This is a genomic window from Shewanella vaxholmensis, assembly GCF_031932135.1.
In the GTDB taxonomy this organism is placed as follows: domain Bacteria; phylum Pseudomonadota; class Gammaproteobacteria; order Enterobacterales; family Shewanellaceae; genus Shewanella; species Shewanella hafniensis.
In genome coordinates this window covers 18,572-42,914 of record NZ_JAUOEV010000018.1, presented here as the reverse complement: position 1 = coordinate 42,914, position 24,343 = coordinate 18,572, and the positions used below count along the sequence as shown (strand labels likewise).

Sequence of the window (24,343 nt, the reverse complement as noted above, 5' to 3'; positions counted from 1 at the left end):
AACACTCTCACTTAACTAGCACCCAGCCCTAAGCCGTATTGGACGAGTTAACAAGTGAATCCACCGTATAAATTAGCGAGGATGTCATGAAAACACTGACTCTTTTACCCATAGCCAGCCGCTTATTAATTTGCAGCGCACTTACACTAGGCACAGCATTTACATTGGGCACAGCACTCACACTAGGTATTACACCGCTAGGCCAAGCCATGGAGGCTAACTCAGCAACTGACTCTGCCGCGAGCCCAAACATTGAAACCATCACAGTGACCTATCGCGACCCGCTCGATTATGCCTTATATCAACATACCACGGAAATGTTGAGCGCATTTCGACTCGAAATTCGTGAAGACATCGGCATTCAAGCACGCAATAGCTTGATGGAAATGGCCAAAGCTCAGCATGTTAACCGTCTTAACCTCGCCCAAGTACAAGCGAGTAATAAAAACCTAGCATTTGTATGGGTATCACCCTCGGCAAAAGCCAACAGGTAAAAGTGAGGACAAAGCTGGTCAGCAGCCATAACAGCAGGTAAAATGTCGCGCTATTTTTATTGGTCATCTTAGGGCGACACAACTGATGAGTAAGAAACTCCATATCAAGACTTGGGGCTGTCAAATGAATGAGTATGACTCATCCAAGATGGCTGATCTGTTAGGCGAATACCAAGGTTATACCTTGACTGAAGAAGCGTCTGAGGCAGACATTCTCCTGCTGAACACTTGTTCAATCCGTGAAAAAGCGCAGGAAAAAGTGTTCCATCAGCTAGGACGCTGGAAGACGCTTAAAGATAAAAATCCCAATTTGATTATTGGCGTGGGCGGCTGCGTTGCTTCACAAGAAGGCAAAGCGATTAAAGACAGAGCCCAATGTGTCGACATTATTTTTGGACCACAGACATTACACCGTCTGCCCGATATGATCGAGCAAGTACGCCGTGGTGACAAAGCGGTTATCGATATCAGCTTCCCTGAAATCGAAAAATTCGATCGCCTGCCAGAGCCACGCGCCGAAGGCCCAACGGCGTTCGTGTCTATCATGGAAGGTTGCAGCAAATACTGTTCATTCTGTGTGGTTCCTTATACGCGCGGCGAAGAAGTCAGCCGTCCATCGGACGACATCATCCTTGAGATCGCCCAATTGGCGGAGCAAGGTGTGCGTGAAGTGAACCTGCTTGGCCAAAACGTCAATGCCTATCGCGGCGCAACCCACGATGACGGCATCTGTACCTTTGCTGAATTACTGCGTTTTGTGGCAGCTATCGACGGTATCGATCGTATCCGCTTTACGACCAGTCACCCGATTGAATTTACACAGGATATTATCGACGTTTATGAAGATACCCCTGAGCTAGTGAGCTTCTTACACTTGCCAGTACAATCGGGTTCTGATCGTATTCTCACGGCGATGAAACGCGGTCACATGGCGATTGAATATAAGTCAATCATCCGCCGCCTGCGTAAAGCCCGTGAAGGCATTCAAATCAGCTCAGACTTTATCATTGGCTTCCCAGGCGAAACCAAAGAAGATTTTGCCGACACCATGAAGTTGATTGAAGACATAGGTTTCGACCACAGCTTTAGCTTTATTTATAGCGCGCGTCCGGGCACGCCAGCGGCGGATTTACCTGATGATGTTGATATGGAAGAGAAAAAGCAACGTCTCGCGATTCTGCAAGACCGCATCACCCAGCAAGCCATGCGCTACAGCCGCCATATGATGGGCACAGTGCAGCGTATTCTGGTTGAAGGTCCATCGGTTAAAAATCCAATGGAACTGCGTGGCCGTACCGAGAACAACCGTGTGGTGAACTTCGAAGGTCAGCCAAAACACATTGGCACCTTTGTGGATGTCGAAATCGTCGACGTTTACACTAACTCGCTGCGCGGTAAGTTTATCCGCGGTGAAGATGAAATGGATCTACGCCGTAGCCTACGTCCATCGGATATTTTGGCTAAGCACAAACAAGATGACGAACTGGGTGTGACGCAATTTAAGCCATAAGCTTTAAATCGGCTTAAACAGTACCTATATAGAGAAGGGCGACTTAGTCGCCCTTTTGCTTTAACGCACTTTTGTTTAAGTCTACCGAGGCAATTGTTATTTTCCGTTAGCAATTATCGGCTATGGCTCGTAAACTGAAATTATCTTGCAAGGGTTTAGCGACATCAACCTTGCTTTCTTATTCGCTATTGGGAGTGCTATTTGTCCAGTAAATTAACTACCATGAATCTGTATCTCGAACCCGCAGAAACCCGCCGTTTGGCTTCACTTTGCGGTCCATTCGATGACAATATCAAACAGATTGAGCGTCGCGTTGGCGTTGAAATCGTCCGTAAAAACAATCATTTTCAGATCACCGGACTGCCACGCAATTGTTTAAGCGCCAACAACTTACTCAAAGAGCTCTATATCGAGACCCAAACGGTCAAAGGCAGCACGCCCGATCTTGAGCCTGAGCAAGTCCATATCGCCATTCAAGAAGCCATCGCCCTAGAGCAAGAAGACGCGAGCGACGACAGCAGCATTAATATCAAAACCCGCCGCGGCGTCATTAAGCCACGCAATCCAAACCAAAGCCTATATGTGGCCAATATTGTGCGCCACGACATTACCTTTGGTATTGGTCCAGCGGGAACCGGCAAAACCTACCTTGCGGTGGCAGCGGCAGTGGATGCGTTAGAACGCCAAGAAGTGCGCCGTATTTTGCTGACTCGCCCAGCGGTAGAAGCGGGTGAAAAACTTGGTTTCTTACCCGGTGATTTAAGTCAAAAGGTCGACCCTTATTTACGTCCACTCTATGACGCACTATTCGAAATGCTCGGCTTTGAAAAAGTGGAACGCTTAATTGAGAAAAACGTCATCGAAGTGGCACCGCTTGCCTATATGCGCGGCCGTACCTTGAACGATGCTTTTATTATTCTCGATGAAAGTCAAAACACCACAATCGAGCAAATGAAGATGTTCCTTACCCGTATCGGTTTTAATTCCCGCGCGGTGATCACAGGCGACATCACCCAAACCGACTTGCCTAAACATCAAAAGTCCGGCCTACGCCACGCGATTGAAGTGTTAAGCCAAGTAGAAGAAATCAGCTTTAACTTTTTCGTCTCCCAAGACGTCGTGCGCCATCCTGTGGTTGCTCGTATCGTCGAAGCCTATGAGGCATTTGATTTAAAAGAGCAAACCTTAAAGGCTAAGAAAGAAAGCCAATACCAGAAACAACAGGAAGCCGCAGCACATGAGTCTTGATTTAGCCTTAGATATTCAACATGCCACCACCTGCGACTGGTTGCCAACGGACGAGCAATTCGCCCTTTGGGTCACGACCGCGATTGGTAATAGCATGGATGAAGCTGAATTAACCATACGTATAGTCGAAAGCCGCGAGAGTCAGATGCTCAATAGCACCTACCGCGGCAAAGACAAACCGACCAATGTGTTGTCATTTCCCTTTGAGGCACCGCCAGAAATTGAACTTCCTTTACTAGGAGATCTTGTCATTTGCGCGGCAGTCGTTGAAAATGAAGCCCGTGAGCAACAAAAAACCTTAGAAGCGCACTGGGCACACATGGTTGTACATGGTTGCTTGCATCTGCTAGGGTATGATCACATCGAAGATGAAGAAGCTGAAGAGATGGAGTCGTTAGAGACCCAACTCATTGAAGGCTTAGGCTTTACTGACCCATATAAGGAACAATAGTTAGCTAAGATAATCCCTATCAAAAGCTAATGAGAAAACTATGAGTGACGATATCCCCCCGAGTACGAACGCCCACAAGAAAGGTTGGTTTGATAGAGTAAGTCAGCTATTTCAGGGCGAACCTCAAAATCGCGAAGATTTAGTCGATGTGATTGATGGTGCAGAACAGCGCGATCTGATCACTCAAGACACCCGCGAGATGATAAAAGGTGTATTAGACGTTTCTGATATGCGTGTTCGGGATATCATGATCCCAAGAGCTCAAATTGTCGCCCTCCAGATAGACAACTCGGTCGAAGAATTACTCGCCACAGTGATTGGTTCAGGTCACTCGCGCTTCCCCGTCGTTAACGAAGATAAAGACCATATCGAAGGCATTTTGCTTGCTAAAGATTTGATCCCTTACGGTTTCTCCAACAGTGATGAGCCCTTCTCACTGGACCGCGTGATCCGTCCTGCTGTGGTTGTACCCGAAAGCAAACGCGTTGATGTATTGCTAAAAGAATTTCGCTCACAGCGCTACCATATGGCGATTGTGGTCGATGAATACGGCGGTGTGTCAGGTCTGGTGACTATCGAAGATATTTTGGAAGAAATTGTCGGTGAGATTGAAGACGAATTCGACCACGATAGCACAGAAGAAACCGAGATCCGCAAAGTCGGCAACACGGTTTATATGGTTAAGGCCTTGACGCCAATTGAAGATTTCAACGAAGAATTCAATACTGAATTCAGCGATGAAGAGTTTGATACCGTCGGTGGCTTAGTCTCACACGCCTTTGGCCATCTGCCAGAACGCAACGAGAGCATCATAATTGAAGGCATTGAATTTAAAGTTATCAATGCTGACACAAGGCGTTTAATCCAACTCAGAGTTAAACTCCCCGATCCTAATACTGGCGAAGACGTAGAATAATCACTCGTGCTAAAACAAATCCGGGCTTTTGCCCAACAAAAGTCCCGACCTAGTGCTTTGAGACTCGTACTGGCATTTGCCCTTGGCGCCAGTACGGCGCTTTCATTTGCGCCCTATTCCATTTGGATAATCTATCCGTTTGCCATGGCGATTGCCCTCTGGCATAGCCGAGCGCTTGACGCTAAGGCGAGCTTTTACTATTGGTTAAGCTTTGGGTTTGGCTGTTTTGCCGTAGGGATCAGTTGGGTACATGTGAGTATGGATACCTTTGGTGGTATGCCGCTCATCGCCTCTGTTGGCTTGATGGCCTTGTTGGCTTTGTACTTAGCCTTATATCCGGCACTAACAGGTTTAGCGCTGGCTTGGTTAACTAAAACACTCTGTAAAAATGGCGAAACCACGTTTAGCCTTTGGCGTAATCTCGCCCTGTTCCCCGCCCTGTGGACCTTGACCGAATGGGCTCGTGGCTGGGTGATGACAGGTTTCCCCTGGTTATGGGCAGGTTACTCGCAAACCCAAGGGCCGCTTAAACCCCTTGCCAGTATCATAGGCGCACTCGGGTTAAGCTTTGTGCTGGCCATGCTAGCTGGTGCATTAGCCCTTTGTTTTACTAAGCGTTATAAGAGTTTACTGCTTTTATTGCCACTCAGCATTCTGGCTGTTTGGGCTGCACCTAAGGTTTCCGACATTCATCCTACGGGTGAAAATGTTAAAGTGGCACTGGTGCAAGGCAATATTCCCCAAAGCATGAAGTGGGAACCCGACGCCCTGTGGCCGACCCTTTTAAAATACATGGATTTATCCCGCGAACATTTGGATGCCGATATCATTATTTGGCCAGAAGCGGCAGTTCCCGCGCCAGAATCTATGGTGCAGGACTTTTTAGATAACGCCAATAAAGTCGCCAATCTAAACCATACCTCAATCATCACTGGCATTATTAGCCATCAAAATAATGAGTTTTATAATTCATTGATTGTGCTTGGTAATCATAATCAGAAACAACAAGCTGGCCCTGACTATGAGGGCGATGGCAGCAATCAATTTAAGAAACATCATCTGTTGCCGATTGGCGAGTTTGTGCCGTTTGAAGCGCTACTTCGCCCGATTGCGCCTTTCTTTAATTTGCCTATGTCCTCCTTTGCCAGAGGCGAATACCAGCAGCCGAATCTAAGTGCCCTAGGCCATAAAATCGCGCCCGCCATTTGTTATGAAATTGCCTTCCCCGAGCAATTACGCGACAGCGTTAATCAAGGGACAGATATACTGTTAACTGTCTCAAATGACGCTTGGTTTGGTAGTTCAAACGGCCCATTACAGCATATGGAAATCGCCCAAATGCGCGCAGTTGAATTGGGGCGCCCTCTATTGCGGGCAACCAACAACGGCGTGACAGCGGTAGTCGATGAACAGGGCAATATCACCGCATCCTTACCCCAGTTTGAAACAGGTGTACTAAGCGCAACCATTCCCTTGGTGACAGGCCAAACTTGGTTCGCAATATTAGGCCAAACACCCCTGCTACTGCTCTGTGGTTTAATCGTTCTGCTTGGTCTTGCCCGACGTTTTAAAGCGCAATAGGATAGAGACCATGCATTACCCAATCAATAAACAAGATGCGGCTGGCTTTACCTTGATTGAACTGGTTGTGGTCATTATTGTGCTTGGGATCTTGGCTGTCATTGCCGCGCCTAAATTTATCGGTTTGAGTAAAGAAGCTCGGGTACAAACCTTGAGCCAATTACAGGCCAGCGTAAAAACTGCCAACACGCTGGCCTACTCAAAAAACCAAATGCCCAGCCTGCGAAGCCAAGCCGTTGCAGGCCGCGATGATATTATTGATATCGACCTCAATGGTGATGGCACGCCCGATACCAGATTGAAATGGGGTTACCTCGATAATACCGATGTGGAAAACTGGATCACCTCAGATGATAAGCTCATCATTCAATATCAAGGCGTTGATATCACTTACATAGGTTACGATCTTAACAACAATACCTTAGTAAATGACGATCAATGCTATTTCCGCTACACCCAAGCCAGCGATGCCAACACCCCGCCGCTATATGATATCAACACCCAAGGTTGTTAGGCTGACACTCAATTAACCTGTGTTATCCCGCAAATGTCTGCGAATACATTAGGCTGATTGCGCGTTCCACGTTAAGGTGAACGATTAGACGTGGCCTTATACCAATCATAGTTACTGTTACTGTTACTGTTGCTGTTACTGTTGCTGTGCCTGCATAGCCAATAGATTGGTACCATTACCTCGTTCCTTAACCAAGGTACACATCAAGGCAACTCTATGGCACTGCTTCGCGTGCGCTACCAAACCCACGAGTTTGGCGATCTCGATATTCATGTCAGAACCCTAAGAGACAATCAGGAATTTGAAGACATCGATGGCGAAGCCGAAAAGCTCGGTATTTCCTCCGCAACTTGGCCGTTATTTGGCATAGTCTGGCCATCGAGCCAAGTGCTCTCGCACCACATGGCAGACTACAAGATTGGCAATAAGCGGATTCTTGAGGTGGGCTGCGGTATTGGGCTCGCGAGTCTAGTGCTTAACCATAGGCACGCCGATATCACAGCAACCGACTATCACCCAGAATCAGAGAATTTCCTTAAGCAAAATGTCGATTTAAATCATGGCCGGGCGATCCCGTTTGTGCGCACTGGCTGGGCAGATGCAGAAACTAATTTAGGCTTATTTGATCTGATCATTGGTAGCGATCTTTTATATGAACAAGAGCATGCCGATCTGTTATCACAATTTATAGAACAGCATGCTAAACCAGTTTGCGATGTAGTCTTAGTCGATCCCGGCCGTGGTAATCATGCCAAATTCAGTAAACGCATGGTGGCATTAGGTTACGAGCATACACAACATAAACCCATTCACACTGAATTCTTATTGGCGCCTTTCGATGGCCAAATCCTCAGTTACTGTCGTACGAACAGTTGATATTGGCTGATTAACCGAGATAGCGGTGATTTCGGTTTAATTGAGCAAAAAAAACGACGCAGAAGCGTCGTTTTAATGGAATAGGATCATTAAGGCGTTAGCGGCTCGCGGGTAAATTCCTCGTGGTCACACTCTGGGCAGTCGGGTATAGGTCCCGGAAATTCAATACTCATTTCATTGCCACAGTTAGTGCATACCATGATGCCCTGATTCACTATGTCACCACTTTGATAGTAACCATGATGCTTAAAATCTTGCGCTAGCTCATGCCATTCAACTTGGCTGCGGTCGGTGATTTCACTCAGCCAATGCCAAAGTGTATTCTCCAAAGTAATCACTGTGGGGCTATGACTCAGACTATCTGCATTTTGTTCACGCAGAAAACTCGCTATATCACGCTTTAAGAATTGTTCGACTAAAGCGAGTTCATCTTCCCCTGCCTGTTGTTTAAGGCGTAAAAACTCCTTTCCTTGAGTGACAGATTTAAATAAATTCTTTGCAGTCAGCGTGTTATCTTCTGAAAATTGAGATTTAACTTCGGCAATTAAGGCTTGATACAGTCCTAGTAACACGTTACTTCTATCATTCATAATCAATACTCCTTCATACGAACCTTTTTAATGCATCGCTTCTAGTTTATTCTATGCAGATCTTACTCGCGCTGATATGGCGTTAGATCAAATAATAGGCGGCACTGCCGGAAATAGAGTGATGCAAGAGCAATATAATCCCTCAGAAATTGAAGCCTTAGTGCAAAAGCACTGGCATGACAACAAAACCTTCGAAGTCACTGAAGACGCAAACAAAGAAAAGTTTTATTGCCTTTCGATGTTTCCGTACCCTTCTGGCAGACTCCACATGGGACACGTACGCAACTATACCATAGGTGACGTAGTTGCACGCTTTCAACGTCTTCAAGGCAAAAACGTGCTCCAGCCTATCGGTTGGGACTCATTTGGCCTGCCCGCAGAAAATGCCGCGATTAACAACAAGACAGCGCCTGCGCCATGGACCTATGAAAACATAGAATACATGAAGAACCAGCTGAAACTGCTGGGTTTTGGTTACGATTGGAGCCGTGAAATCGCCACTTGTACCCCTGAATATTATCGCTGGGAACAATGGTTCTTCACTAAGTTGTACGAGAAAGGCCTAGTCTATAAAAAGACAGCTTCAGTCAACTGGTGTCCAAACGATGAAACCGTACTGGCGAACGAGCAAGTTCAAGACGGTTGCTGCTGGCGCTGTGATACCCCTGTGGAACAAAAAGAAATTCCACAGTGGTTTATTAAGATCACTGCCTATGCAGAAGAATTGTTAAACGATATCGATACCTTAGATGGCTGGCCTGAACAGGTTAAGACCATGCAACGCAACTGGATTGGCCGTAGCGAAGGTGTAGAAATGACCTTCGGCGTCGCAGGCCACGATAAAAGCTTCGATATCTATACCACACGTCCAGATACCTTAATGGGCGTAACCTATGTGGCGATTGCCGCAGGTCATCCATTAGCTGAAATCGCCGCGCACACCAATCCTGAGCTTGCCGCCTTTATCGATGAGTGCAAAAACAGCACAACATCTGAAGCCGAACTCGCGACTATGGAAAAACGCGGTGTCGCTACAGGGCTTTTCGCCATTCATCCGATCACTGGTAAGCAAGTCCCAATTTGGGCAGCTAACTTTGTGTTGATGAACTATGGCACAGGCGCTGTGATGTCAGTTCCAGGGCACGACCAACGTGACTTTGAATTTGCGAAAAAATACGGTCTAGCAATTGAGGCTGTGATCAAGCCAGTTGATGGCGACGTCGACATTAGCGAAGCCGCATATACCGAAAAAGGCGTACTGTTTAACTCGGGAGAGTTTGACGGTTTAGACTTTGAAGCAGGCTTTAATGCCATCGCTAACAAGTTAGTCGCCGAAGGTAAAGGCAAGCGCCAAGTCAACTATCGTCTGCGCGATTGGGGTGTTTCACGTCAGCGTTACTGGGGCGCACCTATTCCTATGGTGACCTTAGCCGACGGCACTGTGATCCCAACGCCAGCAGATCAACTGCCAGTATTACTGCCAGAAGATGTGGTGATGGACGGGATTCAAAGCCCAATCAAGGCCGATAAAGAATGGGCAAAAACCCAAGTCAACGGTCAAGATGCGCTGCGCGAAACCGATACCTTCGATACCTTTATGGAATCCTCTTGGTATTACGCCCGTTACTGTAGCCCGCATGCAGACGAAATGTTAGACCCCGCTAAAGCCAACTACTGGCTACCAGTGGATCAATACATTGGCGGTATCGAACACGCTTGTATGCATTTGTTATATTTCCGCTTCTTCCACAAGTTGCTGCGGGATGCGGGTCTGGTTAACTCTAACGAGCCAGCCAAACAATTGCTGACCCAAGGCATGGTGTTGGCCGATGCTTTCTACTACATCAACGAAAAAGGCGCCCGTGTATGGGTTTCTCCTTTAGATGTAGCGACCACAGAAAAAGACGACAAGGGCCGCATTACTAAGGCTATCGACAAAGACGGCAATGAGCTGGTTTATACCGGCATGAGCAAGATGTCTAAGTCGAAAAACAACGGTATCGATCCTCAAGTTATGGTCGAAAAATACGGCGCCGATACGGTTCGCCTATTTATGATGTTCGCCTCACCACCAGAATTAACTCTGGAATGGCAAGAGTCTGGCGTTGAAGGCGCACATCGCTTCATTAAACGTCTGTGGAAACTGGCAAACGAGCATGTGAACCAAGATAACAGCGAAGCCTTAGATGTCAGCACGTTAACAAGTGACCAAAAAGCGCTGCGCCGTGAAGTCCACAAGACTATTGCTAAAGTGACCGACGATATCGGCCGCCGTCAGATGTTCAACACTGCGGTTGCCGCCGTGATGGAACTGATGAACCATCTGCAAAAAGCGCCACAAACCACAGGTCAAGACAACGCCATTATCGGCGAAGCCTTATCCGCCATAGTACGTTTGCTGTACCCTATCATTCCGCATGTGAGCTTTAACCTGTGGAACGAGTTAGGCAACAGCAGCAACATCGAAGACAGCCAATGGCCAGTCGTTGATGAAGCGGCGCTCGTTGAAGACAGCAAACTCATCGTTGTGCAAGTTAACGGTAAAGTTCGCGCAAAAATCACAGTGGCCGCCGATGCTGATAAAGAATCAGTAGAAGCCTTAGGTATGGGTGATGAGCACGTGATCAAATACCTAGACGGCCTGACGGTGCGTAAAGTGATCTATGTGCCGGGCAAACTGCTTAGCATAGTTGCTAACTAACGGCTGCTAATAACTCGCTATACTCAAAGCTATTGAAGTTGCAGCATAGCTGCAACTTCAAGTCCGCAGGGTATACCACGAATAGGAAACCGCGAAATCTATGCTAATCAAACGCATATGCTTCGCAATCATGGCACTAGTGATTATGACTAGCGCCGGTTGCGGTTTTAAGCTTCAACGCAGTTATCAAATCCCCGATGTCCTCAATCATTTAAGTTTGAGCAGCGCGGATGAATACAGCGAACTCACCCGTTTAGTACGTGAACGCCTGCGCTTGAACAATATCCAAGTTGTCGACGCCGCCGATGACGTTCCAGTATTAAGGTTAATCACCGACTCTCTAGAACGCTCGACCTTATCTTTGTATCCCACGGGTAACGTCGCCGAGTATGAGCTGATTTATTTAGTCGAATTTGCTGTGGCATTGCCGGGCAAAGAAGCCCAGCCTTTCAAGGTTGAAATTCGCCGTGACTACTTAGACGATCCCCGTACCGCATTAGCAAAGAGTCGTGAAATGGAATTGCTGACGAAGGAAATGCGTATCCAAGCTGCGGATCGTATTCTGCAAGCGATGGCCAGTACTGAGGTGAATTAATGCGGGCCATCAATTCAATGCGGATAATCGACTAAATGAGAGTCTATCCCGATCAACTCTCCCGCCACCTTAACCAATTATTTCCTTGTTATCTGATTTTTGGTGATGATCCTTGGTTGATTGAAACCACCAAAGATCAGATCCGCCAATTCGCCAAGCGTCAGGGATTCGATGAAAAAGTCCAACTCATTCAAGAGACGGGCTTTAATTGGAACGACCTGACTCAGGAATGGCAGGCCATGAGCCTGTTTTCCAGTAAACGCTTAATTGAGCTAACGCTTCCCCAAGCTAAGCCCGGAGCCGAAGGTTCTAGCACACTGCAAGCCCTATTGCAGACGCCCAATCCCGATATGCTGTTGATTATCGAAGGGCCAAAGCTCGCCACAGAGCAAACCAACAGTAAATGGTTTAAGACCTTAGATGCCCATGGCATGTATCTGCCCTGCGCCACGCCTGAGGGCGATCAGTTTATGCGCTGGCTCGATGGCCGCATCAAGCACTTTAAGCTCAATCTGCAGCCGGATGCGCGTGCTATGCTGCATTCGCTGTATGAAGGCAATTTACTGGCTGCCGATCAAGCCATGCAGTTGCTGCAACTCCTAAGCCCAACAAATCCCGTCAGTGCCGATGAACTGAGCCACTATTTTGAAGATCAATCGCGCTTCACTGTATTTCAACTCACGGATGCATTACTGAATAATAAACAGGATAGCGCGCAGCACATGCTGGCCCAGCTCAATGGCGAAGGCACAGCCTTACCTATCCTGCTGTGGGCCTTGTTTAAAGAGCTCGGCTTGTTATTCAATTTAAAATGCGAGCAAGCCCAAGGCGTTGCACTGAGTGCACTCTGGGGTAAGCATCGTATTTGGGATAAGCGTAAGCCACTGTATCAAGCGGCGCTGCAACGACTTAGCCTTGAACAACTCGAACATATGCTCGCCCTCGCTTCGAAACTTGAGCTCAATTTAAAGCAGCAGGGTAAAGAGGATTGGACTGGGCTGAGCCACCTGTGTCTGTTATTTGATCCTCGAGCCCATCGGCATCTGGCACATATAGCCATAGACTAATCATAGGTTAACCAAAGATTTGATATGCGCATTGGTATTTTAGGCGGCACCTTCGACCCGATACACTATGGTCATATCCGTCCGGCGATTGAAGTGAAACACGCATTAGCCTTGGATAAAATCCTGCTAATGCCGAACCATATTCCGCCCCATAAACAGCAGCCCAACTTAACCACAGCGCAGCGGCTTAACATGGTTGCCGATGTCTGCTCGCAACTGGATGGCTTTGAGCTATGCGATATCGAGGCAAAACGCGACACGCCTTCCTACACAGTTATCACCCTTGAGCAACTGAAAGCCTTACATCCTAAAGACGAACTGTTTTTTATCATGGGGATGGACTCTTTCATCCAATTACAAAGCTGGCATGAGTGGCAACGCTTGTTCGACTTTGCACAACTCGTTGTCTGCCAGCGTCCGGGCTGGCAGCTCGATGCCGAGCATCCTATGCAGCAAATATTAACGGCCCGCAGTCAAGCGCCCCAAGAAACACAAGAAGAGCATGCTAAAAGTACCCATAAAAACAGTGGGCAGATTTTCCCTGTGACAATTACGCCACAGGATATTTCCTCGACTCACATTCGTGAACAACTAGCAAAAGGCGAAATCCCCGCCGATTTACTCATGCCCGTCACGCTAGATTACATCCAAAATCAACGACTTTACTTACCTTAGCTCGAAACGTAAGCAGATATCGCCCACTCAACTGCCAATGGCAATGTATTCCGGCAAGCAACACTGGTATACTACCGCGCTATTTAAAATTAATGAGGTACGCCAGCGTGCAGAGCGCGGAATTAAAACAGTTTGTTGTCGACAAGATCGACGACTTAAAAGCCAGAGACGTTGTTGTTCTGGATGTCAGCAAGCAATCTAACATCACTGACTACATGGTCATATGTTCAGGTACATCAAAGACTCACGTTAAAGCTATCGCTGAAAACCTTGTGGTTGAAGCGAAGCAAGCCGGTATTCCACCTTTAGGTGTTGAAGGCCGCGAAAGCAGCGAATGGGTTCTTGTGGACATGGGCGATGTGATCCTGCACGTTATGCAAGATCAAACCCGTGATTTCTACCAGCTTGAAAAGCTCTGGTCAGAAAAGCAAGACTGATGAAGTTACAGCTCATCGCAGTAGGAACACGGATGCCCGATTGGGTTACCCGTGGTTTCGAAGAATACCAGCGCCGTTTTCCCCGTGATATGGCGCTGGAGCTTATCGAAATACCCGCTGGAAAGCGGGGGAAAAATGCCGACATTGTCCGGATCCTTCAAAAAGAAGGCGAACAAATGTTGGCGGCCATTCCCAAAGGCAATCATATTGTTAGCTTAGATCTCCCCGGAAAAAACTGGACGACCCCCGAGCTTGCAACCGCGTTGACTAAATGGCAACTCGATGGTCGCGACGTCAGTTTACTGATCGGCGGACCTGAAGGATTAGCGCCAGCTTGCAAAGAAGCGGCAAACCAAAGTTGGTGCCTATCGGCATTAACCTTACCTCATCCCTTAGTTAGGGTTGTGGTCGCCGAAAGTTTGTACCGCGCGTGGAGCGTGAACACGAATCACCCCTACCATAGAGAATAGCGGGATCTTGATGTTAACGAGTGTCAACCACCCGTCATGGGATCAGCCGGAGATAGCATAAGTGTCGCCAAAAAAGCGGATAACAATGCATGATCACGCCGCCGAGGCGTCTCTTTTTAAGCGCCGAGCGCTATTCACTTTTTTTTGCGTTTTCGCCCTATTAAGCGTATTAGTCACCAACCTTTATCATTTACAGGTTGAATCCTATAAGGATTATGCAACTCGCTCGAATGATAATCGCATTCGTGTTGTTCCCATTGCTCCTAGTCGCGGCCTCATTTACGATCGTAACGGCGTGCTGTTAGCCGAAAACTTACCCTTCTATTCCCTCGATCTGGTTCCTGAAAAAATCAGTAACATGTCAGAGACCTTAGATGAGCTCGGCAAGTTAATTGAGATCAGTGAAGATGAACGCGAAACCTTTACCGAAGCGCTGAAATTTCATCGCCGCTTCAAACCACTGACGCTCAAAAACCAGCTCACCGAAGAGCAAGTGGCGATTTTCAGTGTTAACCAACATAAATTTCCAGGCATTTCCGTCGAAGCGGGTCTGAAGCGTAATTATCCCTACGGCGCGCAAATCACCCATGTGCTGGGTTATGTTGGCAAAATTAACACCCGAGACAGAGCCCAGTTAGAGCGCAGCGATCTGTGGAAAAACTATGCGGCCACCAAGGACATTGGTAAGCAAGGCATTGAAAAGTTTTATGAGTCCCTACTGCATGGCAAACCGGGTCACTTAGAAGAAGAAGTGAACAACCGCGGCCGCGCAATTCGTACCTTAAAAATAGTACCGCCAGAGCCGGGACAAGATATTTACCTGACCTTAGATCTCAAGCTGCAACAAAAAGCGGTTGAGCTACTCACAGGTTTGCGTGGTTCTATTGTCGCAATCGATCCCCGTGATGGTGGGGTTTTAGCTATGGTCTCGAGTCCAAGCTATGATCCAAACCAATTTGTGCAAGGGATTAATAACAAAGATTACAGCGCCTTGCTCAATGATAAATCACGACCTTTGATCAACCGTGCAACCCAAGGCCAATATGCGCCAGCATCAACCATCAAGCCACATCTTGGACTTTTAGGGCTTGATGAAAAAGTCATTACCGAGAGCACCCGCGTATGGGACCCAGGTTTTTGGCAGATTCCTGGTGTTGAACGTAAGTACCGCGACTGGAAACGCTGGGGACACGGCTGGGTTAACGTCTACAGTGCCATTACTGAATCCTGTGATACCTTCTTCTACGAACTCGCCTATAAAGTCGGTGTCGACCATATTGCTCGCTTTATGGAACAATTTGGTTTTGGTCAAAATACTGGTATCGATATCTTTGAAGAATCAGCTGGCAACATGCCATCCAAAGAATGGAAACGCTTGAAATACAATCAAGCTTGGTACATAGGTGACACCATTTCCGTCGGCATCGGCCAAGGCTATTGGACGGCAACCCCATTACAATTGGCGAATGCAGTAGGCATTATGGCGAATAAGGGCCGTCGTTTCCCGCCGCATCTGCTGAAGTCCATTAAAGACAATACTGCCAAAATTGACTCTCCGATTAATGAGTTACCACCAATCGAACTTAAAAATCCCCGTAACTGGAATATCATTAACGAAGCGATGCGCCAGACGGCACATAAGTCACGTTTCACTGATGCCACTTACACAGCCGCAATGAAAACCGGCACGGCGCAGGTCATTGGCGTGGCCGAAAATACCAAATATGATGCAAATAAAATTGCCGAACATTTCCGCGATAATGCCTTAGTTGTGGCCTATGCGCCCTTCGAAGATCCTAAAATCGTCCTCGCCGTCGTGATGGAAAACGCAGGATGGGGTGGCGCAAATGCTGGCCCAGTCGCCCGCGCCATGCTCGATGAATATATGCTTAGAGATACTTGGAAACCGCAGCCATGAGTAGCCATAGCCAATATCAAAACATCTGGCAACGCTTGCACATAGACTTGCCATTATTGCTCGGCCTATTGGCTGTCATGGGCTTTGGCCTGTTCGTCATCTATTCTGCCAGCGGCGAAGATTTAGAGATGATGGAGCGGCAGCTATTCCGTATGGTGTTGTCGCTCGGCATTATGTTCACTATGGCTCAGATCAATCCTGAGGCGCTTAAACGCTGGGCCCTACCCATTTATCTGGCGGGGATTGTCTTGCTGCTCGGGGTACATTTTTTCGGTGAAATTAACAAAGGCGCACAACGCTGGTTGAACTTAGGCTTTATGGAGTTTCAACCCTCAGAACTGATTAAGCTTGCCTTCCCCATCACAATGGCTTGGTATATCAGTAAGTTCCCTCTGCCGCCGAAGAAACGCTATCTTGCTGGTGCTGCTGTAATCTTACTGGTGCCGACTCTGCTTATCGCGAAACAACCCGACCTCGGAACCTCGATTCTGGTGGCCGCATCGGGGATTTTCGTGTTGTTTTTATCGGGCATGAGTTGGATCATTGTCGGCGGTTTTATCGCGGCAGTACTCGCCTTCCTGCCTATTCTTTGGTATTTCTTGATGCACGATTACCAAAGAACGCGGGTATTAACCTTACTCGATCCTGAGCAAGATCCATTGGGGGCGGGTTATCACATTATTCAGTCGAAAATCGCGATTGGCTCCGGCGGACTTTGGGGCAAAGGCTGGCTCGACGGTACACAATCGCAACTTGAATTTATCCCCGAGCGCCATACCGATTTTATCTTTGCGGTGATCGGTGAAGAATTTGGCTTAATTGGCAGTATCTTACTGTTAATTATGTATCTCTATATTATTGGCCGCGGCTTAGTCATCGCTTCACGCGCCCAAACCAGTTTCGCTCGACTACTGGCCGGTAGTATCACGCTAACTTTTTTCGTTTATGTTTTTGTGAATATTGGCATGGTTTCAGGTATCCTGCCCGTGGTAGGTGTACCACTGCCCCTTGTCAGTTATGGTGGAACCTCCATGCTGACATTGATGACAGGGTTTGGCATTCTTATGAGCATTCATACCCATAGACGTTTCGTAGATAGATAATTTTTAGGGACTTTTCATGCCTACTCTCCGAGCTTTTTTAGCTCCACTCGGTTTACTGTGTTTTAGTTCATTGTTAGTCGCCTGTACCACGGCGAACGAACCGACACCCGCGCAGGCACCCGTTCCAAGCACGCCAGTGGCGCCGGCCGCTGAAGTCGCGCCCACAATTCCCGCAGAACTCAAAGAAGAGTTTATCCAAGCTCAAGTAAAACAAGGTTTTACTCGTGCAGAAGTGCTCGCTTTTCTCGACAAGGCAAAATACAACCAAGGGGTTATCGATGCAATGACCCGCCCATGGGAAGCAAAACCTTGGCATGTGTATTATCCCATCTTCTTAACCGAGAAACGCCTCGACGCTGGTCTCGCCTTTTGGAAAAAACACGAGAAAACCATCGCGAAAGCCGCGGCTAAGTACAACGTTGACCCACAGATTATTGTCGCCATTATCGGCATTGAAACCTTCTACGGCCAATACACGGGTAATTATCCTGTGATTGATGCCCTCTATACCTTAGGGTTTCACTATCCGCCGCGCGCCACCTTTTTCCGTAAGGAATTTGGCGAGTTAATGAAGTTAGTGAAAGAAGAACATTTAGATATCGATACCCTCAAGGGCTCCTACGCGGGTGCTATGGGTTATGGGCAGTTTATTCCCTCAAGTTACCGCCATTACGCGGTTGATTTCGATGGCAGCGGCAATCGCGATCTATTACAAAGTCCAGAGGATGCTATCGGCAGTGTGGCCAATTATTTCCATGAACACGGTTGGCAAGCCAATGCGCCGGTCGCTTTACCGTTAGCCAATAACAGCAAAGCAGCACCTAAAGCGAAAGTGTGGGCAGGTGAAAAGCTGAACTATAAAGTTGCAGATATTTTAACGCCGACCTTAGCCCTCGCCGATGCGCGGGACTTAGATGTTTCGCAAAAAGCCTTATTGATTGAGCTAGAACAAGCCGATCACAGTGAATACTGGCTTGGCTTAAATAACTTTTATGTGATCACTCGCTATAATCGTAGCCCTTTGTATTCAATGGCCGTTTATCAATTTAGCCAACAATTAAAAGAACAGCATGCCTCTAAAAAATAATCTTTTACAGCTTGCCGCCTTAGTTATGTGCTTCGCCCTTGCGGCGTGTTCTTCGAGCCCAAACAACGCCAGCAAGAAAAATATGGACCCGAACAAGGGCCGTTATTCGCTGAAGAATGACAAGCTGCCACTGAACCCACCGAATGTGGATAATGTGCCGAACGCGACGCCTAAGTACGAGCCCTATAGCCGCCGTGGCAACAAACCTTATACGGTTTACGGTGAGTCCTATACTGTGATGAACACGGGCCAAGGCTTTAGTGAAACTGGCCGCGCCTCTTGGTATGGTGAAAAATTCCATGGCTACGAGACCTCTAATGGCGAGCCCTATGACATGTATTCTATGTCTGGCGCCCATAAGACACTGCCACTGCCGAGTTACGCTCGGATCACTAACTTAGAGAACAATAAGCAAGTGATCATTCGCATCAACGATCGTGGGCCATTCCACTCAGATCGCATTCTCGATGTCTCCTACGCCGCCGCCTATAAACTCGGCATGCTCGGCAAAGGTACGGCGCGGATCAAACTGGATGTGGTTTATATTGGCAGTGTTGCGGCCACTAATTCGGCCGTAGCCAGCGCTCAAGATACGGGTAATCATTACATTCAGTTAGTGGCCTCCAAAGATAAAGCCAAACTCAATGCCATGGCGAAGAATCTTGAACAGAAATATCAGGTCAAGACCCGTGTACAAGCGGCAAACAATATGTTTAGACTACAGCTCGGCCCCATAGGTCAGCCTGAGTTAGCCGACAAGCTGCTCAATAACGTCAAGCAAAATGGGTTTCCTGAGGGCTATATCGTCCATGAATAATGACCGTTTGCTCTGATCAGAATTGATTTAAAAATAGAGATGAAGGAACCTTCACTAAAACCCACTGTCGGAAAGTGGTACACTGTTGAAGATCTTCTCGAATCCTTTCCATTTCATACAACTAAAAGACGTGCCAAGTTAATGATGAATTTTGTAAAAAGTCCCATTAAAACATTGCTGCTAATTTCCAGTGTCTCTCTCCCCGTTTATGCTGCGCAGCCTATTATTACACCTGATGCACCTTCAGTAGCCGCCAAAGCGTTCGTATTGATGGATTATAATTCGGGCCAGATTATCGCTGAAAGTAACGCTTACGAAAGCCTTAACCCAGCCAGTCTAACTAAGATGATGACCAGTTACGTGATCGGTCAAGAAATCAAAGCGGGCAATGTCTCCGTTGATGATGATGTGACTATCAGTAAAAATGCTTGGTCTAAAAACTTCTCTGACTCTTCTAAGATGTTCATTGAAGTCGGCACTACGGTTAAAGTGGGCGATCTAAACCGCGGTATCATTATTCAATCGGGTAACGATGCATGTGTGGCCATGGCCGAACACATAGCCGGTACTGAAGGCGCCTTCGTTGACATGATGAATTCATGGGCCAAACAACTTGGAATGCGTGATAGCTACTTCGAAAACTCCCACGGTTTGGATGCAGAAAATCACAAATCTACCGCCTATGATATGGCATTACTGGGCGCCGCGTTAATTCGCGACGTACCAGAAGAATACCGCGTCTACAGCGAGAAATTCTATACCTTCAATGGTATCAAACAATACAACCGTAATGGCTTATTGTGGGATAACAGCATGAACGTGGACGGCATTAAAACCGGCCACACCTCAGGTGCAGGCTACAACTTAGTGGCATCGGCCACCAAAGACGGCATGCGCTTAATTTCAGTGGTAATGGGCACGCAAAGTGAATCAGCCCGTAAAGCTGAAAGTAAGAAATTACTGACCTATGGCTTCCGCTTTTTCGAAACGGTAACCCCCTATAAAGCTGGCGACAGCTTTATTACTCAGCCGATTTGGTACGGTGACAAGAGCACGGTTGATTTAGGCGTAGCAACTGATACTCCTATCACTATTAGCCGTGGCCGTGGTAAAGACTTAAAAGCCAACTTCGAACTGACTAAACCATTAGATGCTCCTTTGAAGAAAGGCGAAACGGTTGGCCGTCTATTCTTCCAACTTGACGGTAAAGATATTGCCCAGTTCCCACTGGTGACATTGCAAGAAGTCAACGAAGGCAGCTGGTTTAGTAAATTAGTTGATTACTTTAAACAACTGTTTTCTGGTTGGTTTAGCTAAGCTAAACCATATAAATAAAGCCACCTCAGGGTGGCTTTATTTTTTTGGCTGCCGCCGCCCTTGAATCGGGTATAATAACCACCATATAGACTTCATTGAAACAGCTAAGAGTACTGATTATGTTAGGCACTAAATTTGATGAACTGATGGATTTCCCCTGCGCATTTCCTTTCAAGGTCGTCGGCGAAGCCCATGAAACGCTAACTGACAAAGTCGTGGCTGTGGTCCAAAAACATGCACCAGGTGATTATTCGCCATCGACCAAAACATCGAGCAAAGGTAGCTATCACTCCATTACTATCCGCGTGACTGTGACCAGCAAAGACCATATCGAAATTTTGTACACAGAACTTGCCGCCATAGAAGGCGTACGCCGCGTACTATAAATATTCCTCAAGGCCATGAAATGTGATCTGTCTTACATTTATGGTCAAGAGGCGTATAATAGCGCCACTCAATTCTAAGGGGAGAGGTTGCCCTTGCAAGACACGACTTTGCACATTCGACATCTTGGAAAACAAGATTACGAATCAGTGTGGCATGCGATGCAGCATTACACGGATACGCGCGACAGCGAAAGCCATGATGAACTGTGGATTGTCGAGCATCCGCCCGTGTTTACCCAAGGCCAAGCCGGCAAGAGCGAGCATATTTTAAATGCTGGCGATATTCCGGTTATCCAAGTGGACCGCGGCGGTCAAGTCACTTACCACGGCCCAGGTCAACTAGTGGTATATCCTCTTCTCGATATAAAACGTAGTAAAGTCGGCGTACGTCAACTCGTCACCCATATAGAGCAAAGCATTGTCGATATGCTCGCCAAGTATGGCATTAACGCTTATGCCAAGGCCGATGCGCCGGGCGTATATGTGGATGAACGCAAAATCGCCTCCCTAGGATTACGCATTCGTAAAGGCTGTTCATTCCATGGATTAGCCCTCAATGTCGACATGGATCTGGCGCCATTTCGCCGCATCAACCCTTGTGGTTATGCCGGTCTTGAAATGGTGCAATGCAAAGCGCTTGGCGGACCACAAACCGTGATTGAAGCGGGCGAGCAACTCACCATTACTTTTAGCCAATTACTGGGCTATCAACACCTAGTTCATCATCAAGGATTAGCAGCGTCATGAATAGGCCTGAACGTTTACAACCCGGAGTCAAATTAAGAGATGCCGATAAAGTGTCTCGTATTCCGGTCAAAATCGTCCCCTCAGAGCGCGACACTATGTTGCGTAAACCCGATTGGTTACGGGTTAAACTGCCGGCATCGAATCAACGCATTTTAGATATCAAGCAAGCGCTGCGTAAAAATGGCCTGCACTCGGTCTGTGAAGAGGCTTCTTGCCCTAACCTCGCGGAATGCTTTAACCACGGCACTGCGACCTTTATGATTTTGGGTGCGATTTGTACCCGTCGTTGCCCATTCTGCGACGTAGCCCATGGTCGTCCGCTTAAGCCTGACGCCGAAGAGCCGGTTAAATTAGCGCAAACAATCCGCGATATGAAGCTGAAATACGTGGTCATTACCTCGGTAGATCGTGATGATTTACGTGATGGTGGCGCCCAGCATTTTGCCGATTGTATCCGCGAAATTCGTAAACTGAATCCAGATATCAAGATCGAAACCTTAGTGCCTGATTTCCGTGGTCGTATCGATGCCGCCTTAGATATTTTATCGACTGAGCCGCCTGATGTGTTCAACCACAACTTAGAAACAGCGCCAATGCATTATCGTAAAGCGCGCCCGGGTGCAAATTACCAATGGTCGCTCGATCTGCTCAAACGCTTTAAAGAACGTCATCCAAATGTGCCGACTAAATCTGGCCTGATGATGGGACTGGGTGAAACCAATGAAGAAATCGCCCAAGTGCTACGTGACCTGCGTGAGCACAAGGTTGAAATGCTGACCTTAGGCCAATACCTACAACCGTCTAAGTTCCACTTGCCGGTTGAACGTTATGTGCCACCAGCAGAATTTGACGAGCTTAAAGCCTTAGCCGATGAGTTAGGTTTTACCCATGCAGCCTGTGGCCCATTAGTGCGCTCAAGCTACCATGCGGACCTGCAAGCCCAAGGTAAAGAAGTGAAATAACCTTCTTGCTTAGATGTAGAGCTCAAGTGATGTAGAGCTCAAGTGATGTAGAGTTCAGGGTGATTAAAATAAAAAAACAGCGCTTAAGCGCTGTTTTTTTTATGAAATGTTTTATAGCTGTTGTTTATAACCACTACTCAACTAGCCATCGTTTTACAACATGAACGCTAATGCTCAGCTTATTCTTGGATTATCGCTAAATCCATCAAGATAGCGTCTTCTTTACCGCCTGCTATTGGGTAGTAACCTTTGCGACGTCCCGACTCAATAAAGCCAGCCTTTTGATATAAAGCACGGGCGGCAAGATTGGATTCTCGCACTTCTAGCATAAGCACCACGGCGCCCGAAGCCTTGGCCGAAACTACCACAGCCTTAAGTAATAATTTGCCGTAACCTTTGCCCTGCTGGCTTGGTAATAGGCAAATATCCAACAAAGTCACTTCATCGACTATCTGCTGCACTATCGCAAAGCCTAAAAGACCATCGACCGAATCCGAAACTGAATCTGCGTTAGGTTTCGCCTGCTTTAAACCTAGAACTCGGTATAAATGCCCGAAACAATCAGCAAGATTGCCCTCACTCATGGGGTGGCTATGGGCCATAGATTCAAGCTGCGCCATTTGAGGAACATCTTTAAGCGTGAGTGCCACAAGCTCAACAGGCAAACCTGCTGTCAATTGTGCTGCGAAGGGTGTTGTGAATAGACTATCTACTGGTGGGATGTTCAACGCTGGTATTCCAAAGTATTGATTATTAATGATATTTACGAGTAAAGATCAAGACTTGCTTGGAGCTTGGCCACTCACTTGCTCGCGCCATTGGTAAATCTGCTGCCAGAGCGCGCTTTTCGCCTGCCAACCTACTAATAAATCGGCTAAGGGTTCAGATACTAACCATGCGGTGCGTGGCCTCACTTTATGGCGTCGCAAATCCCAGACAATCTGTTTACCCGTATGGGGCTCACAGTCAAAATCACATTCTTCGCGTTTGACGTCGATAAGCTTTAGCACAGCGTCGATAAGCGGTTCAGCCTCGGGTAACTCACCGTTTTCATCCCAAATCACTAAATAAGGTTTCACCTTAGTGTCGCGCACTCGCCAAGTTGTCACATTCATGGCGGTTAAATAGGCTGATTTATTCATTAGGGTCAGTTTTATTCAATTCAAGTATCGACTCACAATATGCCGCTAGGATAGCAGTTCTGCCTAGGCATTGTTACTGCCACGCGGTTAATGGAGCTGATATCAAGCCGATTAATGGCTGCACCATTACGGCGTTTAACGCAGGAATGTTCAATCGGATTTATAGATGTATAAAATCTAATTTACTCATTTTACATTTAATATCAGAAGATTAGACTGAACACACTCAGTAAGACAATAGCAGGAGAACGCCATGATAAACATAGGTATCAATCAAGCCAACAGAGAAGAAATCGCCGCTGGCCTCAACCAACTCTTGGCCGACAGCTACAGCCTGTATCTGAAAACCCACAGCTTTCACTGGAATGTTACCGGCCCCATGTTCACTAGCCTGCATTTGCTATTTGAACAGCAGTATACCGAGCTTGCACTTGCGGTTGACCTTATCGCAGAGCGGGTGCGTGCACTAGGCGCCAGAGCGCTAGGGTCCTATTCGGCCTATGCCGCGCTGACCGAGATTAAAGAAGATCAGGGCGTCACCAAAGCCGAAACCATGATCCGCGAACTGTTAAACGATCAAGAGTTAGTGATCCGTAATGCCAGAGCCCTGTATCCACTGGTGAATCAAGCCAATGACGAAGCGACTGCGGATCTGCTTACCCAACGTATCCAGCTGCATGAGAAAAATGCCTGGATGCTACGCAGCTTATTAACGGAATAATTCGCTAGCCGTATTATT

The 24,343-nt window shown here is 47.3% G+C and carries 26 protein-coding genes; 23 read left to right on the top strand and 3 right to left on the bottom strand.

The features are described 5' to 3' along the window. Window positions 1–86: 86 nt before the first annotated feature. From Q4Q46_RS15285 to Q4Q46_RS15250, 8 genes are all read left to right on the top strand, one after another. Complete coding sequence (locus Q4Q46_RS15285) at window positions 87–494, top strand: hypothetical protein (RefSeq protein ID WP_311889921.1); 408 nt, start codon at window positions 87–89, stop codon at window positions 492–494. Between the two features lie 85 nt (window positions 495–579). Further along, window positions 580–2,004, top strand: a complete 1,425-nt coding sequence (gene miaB / locus Q4Q46_RS15280; protein WP_106651363.1) for a tRNA (N6-isopentenyl adenosine(37)-C2)-methylthiotransferase MiaB — start codon at window positions 580–582, stop codon at window positions 2,002–2,004. A 201-nt stretch (window positions 2,005–2,205) separates the two neighbouring features. After that, complete coding sequence (locus Q4Q46_RS15275) at window positions 2,206–3,252, top strand: PhoH family protein (protein WP_006082740.1); 1,047 nt, start codon at window positions 2,206–2,208, stop codon at window positions 3,250–3,252. After that, the gene (ybeY, locus tag Q4Q46_RS15270) at window positions 3,242–3,703 is read left to right on the top strand and encodes an rRNA maturation RNase YbeY (RefSeq protein WP_311889916.1); all 462 of its coding nucleotides are present in this window, start codon (window positions 3,242–3,244) and stop codon (window positions 3,701–3,703) included. The genes Q4Q46_RS15275 and ybeY overlap by 11 nt, the downstream gene beginning before the upstream one ends. A 40-nt stretch (window positions 3,704–3,743) precedes the next feature. Beyond that, window positions 3,744–4,619 carry a CNNM family magnesium/cobalt transport protein CorC gene (corC, locus tag Q4Q46_RS15265; protein WP_006082742.1) on the top strand — a complete coding sequence of 292 codons (876 nt, stop codon included), beginning with the start codon at window positions 3,744–3,746 and terminating at the stop codon, window positions 4,617–4,619. Window positions 4,620–4,625: 6 nt separating this feature from the next. Beyond that, entirely contained in the window at window positions 4,626–6,200 is a 1,575-nt protein-coding gene (gene lnt / locus Q4Q46_RS15260; protein WP_311906387.1) for an apolipoprotein N-acyltransferase, read from the top strand. Window positions 6,201–6,210: 10 nt separating this feature from the next. Next, on the top strand, window positions 6,211–6,714 hold the full coding sequence (locus Q4Q46_RS15255) for a pilus assembly FimT family protein (RefSeq protein ID WP_311906386.1): 504 nt from the start codon (window positions 6,211–6,213) through the stop codon (window positions 6,712–6,714). Between the two features lie 216 nt (window positions 6,715–6,930). Further along, on the top strand, window positions 6,931–7,590 hold the full coding sequence (locus Q4Q46_RS15250; protein ID WP_311906385.1) for a class I SAM-dependent methyltransferase: 660 nt from the start codon (window positions 6,931–6,933) through the stop codon (window positions 7,588–7,590). Between the two features lie 89 nt (window positions 7,591–7,679). Here the strand turns inward: Q4Q46_RS15250 and Q4Q46_RS15245 are convergent, their stop codons facing one another. Continuing rightward, the gene (locus Q4Q46_RS15245; protein ID WP_106651367.1) at window positions 7,680–8,180 is read right to left on the bottom strand and encodes a zinc ribbon-containing protein; all 501 of its coding nucleotides are present in this window, start codon (window positions 8,178–8,180) and stop codon (window positions 7,680–7,682) included. A 121-nt stretch (window positions 8,181–8,301) separates the two neighbouring features. Here Q4Q46_RS15245 and leuS point away from each other — a divergent pair, with 121 nt between their 5' ends. The 14 genes from leuS (at window position 8,302) to lipA (ending at window position 22,462) form a co-directional block, all read left to right on the top strand. Next, on the top strand, window positions 8,302–10,881 hold the full coding sequence (gene leuS, locus Q4Q46_RS15240; protein ID WP_311906410.1) for a leucine--tRNA ligase: 2,580 nt from the start codon (window positions 8,302–8,304) through the stop codon (window positions 10,879–10,881). 100 nt (window positions 10,882–10,981) lie between these two features. Next, entirely contained in the window at window positions 10,982–11,476 is a 495-nt protein-coding gene (locus Q4Q46_RS15235) for an LPS-assembly lipoprotein LptE (RefSeq protein WP_006086960.1), read from the top strand. Between the two features lie 35 nt (window positions 11,477–11,511). Then, the gene (gene holA / locus Q4Q46_RS15230; protein ID WP_311906384.1) at window positions 11,512–12,543 is read left to right on the top strand and encodes a DNA polymerase III subunit delta; all 1,032 of its coding nucleotides are present in this window, start codon (window positions 11,512–11,514) and stop codon (window positions 12,541–12,543) included. A gap of 24 nt (window positions 12,544–12,567) precedes the next feature. Further along, window positions 12,568–13,218, top strand: a complete 651-nt coding sequence (nadD, locus tag Q4Q46_RS15225) for a nicotinate-nucleotide adenylyltransferase (RefSeq protein WP_311906383.1) — start codon at window positions 12,568–12,570, stop codon at window positions 13,216–13,218. 107 nt (window positions 13,219–13,325) lie between these two features. After that, window positions 13,326–13,655 (top strand): ribosome silencing factor, encoded by a 330-nt coding sequence (rsfS, locus tag Q4Q46_RS15220; RefSeq protein ID WP_106651371.1) that lies wholly within the window; start codon window positions 13,326–13,328, stop codon window positions 13,653–13,655. Further along, on the top strand, window positions 13,655–14,125 hold the full coding sequence (rlmH, locus tag Q4Q46_RS15215; protein ID WP_006082752.1) for a 23S rRNA (pseudouridine(1915)-N(3))-methyltransferase RlmH: 471 nt from the start codon (window positions 13,655–13,657) through the stop codon (window positions 14,123–14,125). Before rsfS ends, rlmH begins: the two co-directional genes overlap by 1 nt. 61 nt (window positions 14,126–14,186) lie before the next feature. After that, window positions 14,187–16,043, top strand: a complete 1,857-nt coding sequence (gene mrdA, locus Q4Q46_RS15210; protein WP_311906382.1) for a penicillin-binding protein 2 — start codon at window positions 14,187–14,189, stop codon at window positions 16,041–16,043. Next, complete coding sequence (rodA, locus tag Q4Q46_RS15205; RefSeq protein ID WP_106651373.1) at window positions 16,040–17,146, top strand: rod shape-determining protein RodA; 1,107 nt, start codon at window positions 16,040–16,042, stop codon at window positions 17,144–17,146. Before mrdA ends, rodA begins: the two co-directional genes overlap by 4 nt. A 16-nt stretch (window positions 17,147–17,162) precedes the next feature. Then, window positions 17,163–18,233 (top strand): lytic murein transglycosylase B, encoded by a 1,071-nt coding sequence (mltB, locus tag Q4Q46_RS15200; protein ID WP_311906381.1) that lies wholly within the window; start codon window positions 17,163–17,165, stop codon window positions 18,231–18,233. Continuing rightward, complete coding sequence (locus Q4Q46_RS15195) at window positions 18,217–19,050, top strand: septal ring lytic transglycosylase RlpA family protein (RefSeq protein ID WP_220590935.1); 834 nt, start codon at window positions 18,217–18,219, stop codon at window positions 19,048–19,050. Before mltB ends, Q4Q46_RS15195 begins: the two co-directional genes overlap by 17 nt. Before the next feature lie 141 nt (window positions 19,051–19,191). Next, on the top strand, window positions 19,192–20,367 hold the full coding sequence (locus tag Q4Q46_RS15190; RefSeq protein WP_106651376.1) for a serine hydrolase: 1,176 nt from the start codon (window positions 19,192–19,194) through the stop codon (window positions 20,365–20,367). 119 nt (window positions 20,368–20,486) lie between these two features. Continuing rightward, the gene (gene ybeD, locus Q4Q46_RS15185; protein ID WP_063883373.1) at window positions 20,487–20,753 is read left to right on the top strand and encodes a DUF493 family protein YbeD; all 267 of its coding nucleotides are present in this window, start codon (window positions 20,487–20,489) and stop codon (window positions 20,751–20,753) included. Window positions 20,754–20,846: 93 nt separating this feature from the next. After that, window positions 20,847–21,500 (top strand): lipoyl(octanoyl) transferase LipB, encoded by a 654-nt coding sequence (lipB, locus tag Q4Q46_RS15180; RefSeq protein WP_063883405.1) that lies wholly within the window; start codon window positions 20,847–20,849, stop codon window positions 21,498–21,500. Continuing rightward, window positions 21,497–22,462 (top strand): lipoyl synthase, encoded by a 966-nt coding sequence (gene lipA / locus Q4Q46_RS15175; protein ID WP_028761485.1) that lies wholly within the window; start codon window positions 21,497–21,499, stop codon window positions 22,460–22,462. Before lipB ends, lipA begins: the two co-directional genes overlap by 4 nt. Before the next feature lie 179 nt (window positions 22,463–22,641). Here the strand turns inward: lipA and rimI are convergent, their stop codons facing one another. Together rimI and Q4Q46_RS15165 are read right to left on the bottom strand one after the other, a co-directional pair. Then, window positions 22,642–23,190: a ribosomal protein S18-alanine N-acetyltransferase gene (rimI, locus tag Q4Q46_RS15170; RefSeq protein WP_371824896.1), complete on the bottom strand. Its 549-nt coding sequence runs from the start codon at window positions 23,188–23,190 to the stop codon at window positions 22,642–22,644. Between the two features lie 48 nt (window positions 23,191–23,238). Next, window positions 23,239–23,604: a hypothetical protein gene (locus tag Q4Q46_RS15165; RefSeq protein ID WP_311906380.1), complete on the bottom strand. Its 366-nt coding sequence runs from the start codon at window positions 23,602–23,604 to the stop codon at window positions 23,239–23,241. A 253-nt stretch (window positions 23,605–23,857) separates the two neighbouring features. Between Q4Q46_RS15165 and dpsA the strand changes: the two genes are divergently transcribed. Next, window positions 23,858–24,325, top strand: a complete 468-nt coding sequence (gene dpsA, locus Q4Q46_RS15160) for a DNA starvation/stationary phase protection protein DpsA (RefSeq protein WP_006086968.1) — start codon at window positions 23,858–23,860, stop codon at window positions 24,323–24,325. Window positions 24,326–24,343 lie beyond the last annotated feature (18 nt).

Excerpts from the sequence above, each read along its gene's own strand:
- Q4Q46_RS15165 (WP_311906380.1), bottom strand. The coding sequence starts at position 23,604 with ATGAATAAATCAGCCTATTTAACCGCCATGAATGTGACAACTTGGCGA.
- Q4Q46_RS15235 (WP_006086960.1), top strand. The coding sequence starts at position 10,982 with ATGCTAATCAAACGCATATGCTTCGCAATCATGGCACTAGTGATTATG.
- ybeD (WP_063883373.1), top strand. The coding sequence starts at position 20,487 with ATGTTAGGCACTAAATTTGATGAACTGATGGATTTCCCCTGCGCATTT.
- leuS (WP_311906410.1), top strand. The coding sequence starts at position 8,302 with ATGCAAGAGCAATATAATCCCTCAGAAATTGAAGCCTTAGTGCAAAAG.
- ybeY (WP_311889916.1), top strand. The coding sequence starts at position 3,242 with ATGAGTCTTGATTTAGCCTTAGATATTCAACATGCCACCACCTGCGAC.
- mltB (WP_311906381.1), top strand. The coding sequence starts at position 17,163 with ATGCCTACTCTCCGAGCTTTTTTAGCTCCACTCGGTTTACTGTGTTTT.
- corC (WP_006082742.1), top strand. The coding sequence starts at position 3,744 with ATGAGTGACGATATCCCCCCGAGTACGAACGCCCACAAGAAAGGTTGG.
- Q4Q46_RS15255 (WP_311906386.1), top strand. The coding sequence starts at position 6,211 with ATGCATTACCCAATCAATAAACAAGATGCGGCTGGCTTTACCTTGATT.
- holA (WP_311906384.1), top strand. The coding sequence starts at position 11,512 with ATGAGAGTCTATCCCGATCAACTCTCCCGCCACCTTAACCAATTATTT.
- Q4Q46_RS15285 (WP_311889921.1), top strand. The coding sequence starts at position 87 with ATGAAAACACTGACTCTTTTACCCATAGCCAGCCGCTTATTAATTTGC.
- nadD (WP_311906383.1), top strand. The coding sequence starts at position 12,568 with ATGCGCATTGGTATTTTAGGCGGCACCTTCGACCCGATACACTATGGT.
- Q4Q46_RS15245 (WP_106651367.1), bottom strand. The coding sequence starts at position 8,180 with ATGAATGATAGAAGTAACGTGTTACTAGGACTGTATCAAGCCTTAATT.
- rodA (WP_106651373.1), top strand. The coding sequence starts at position 16,040 with ATGAGTAGCCATAGCCAATATCAAAACATCTGGCAACGCTTGCACATA.
- dpsA (WP_006086968.1), top strand. The coding sequence starts at position 23,858 with ATGATAAACATAGGTATCAATCAAGCCAACAGAGAAGAAATCGCCGCT.
- miaB (WP_106651363.1), top strand. The coding sequence starts at position 580 with ATGAGTAAGAAACTCCATATCAAGACTTGGGGCTGTCAAATGAATGAG.
- rlmH (WP_006082752.1), top strand. The coding sequence starts at position 13,655 with ATGAAGTTACAGCTCATCGCAGTAGGAACACGGATGCCCGATTGGGTT.
- lipA (WP_028761485.1), top strand. The coding sequence starts at position 21,497 with ATGAATAGGCCTGAACGTTTACAACCCGGAGTCAAATTAAGAGATGCC.
- Q4Q46_RS15195 (WP_220590935.1), top strand. The coding sequence starts at position 18,217 with ATGCCTCTAAAAAATAATCTTTTACAGCTTGCCGCCTTAGTTATGTGC.
- Q4Q46_RS15250 (WP_311906385.1), top strand. The coding sequence starts at position 6,931 with ATGGCACTGCTTCGCGTGCGCTACCAAACCCACGAGTTTGGCGATCTC.
- Q4Q46_RS15190 (WP_106651376.1), top strand. The coding sequence starts at position 19,192 with ATGATGAATTTTGTAAAAAGTCCCATTAAAACATTGCTGCTAATTTCC.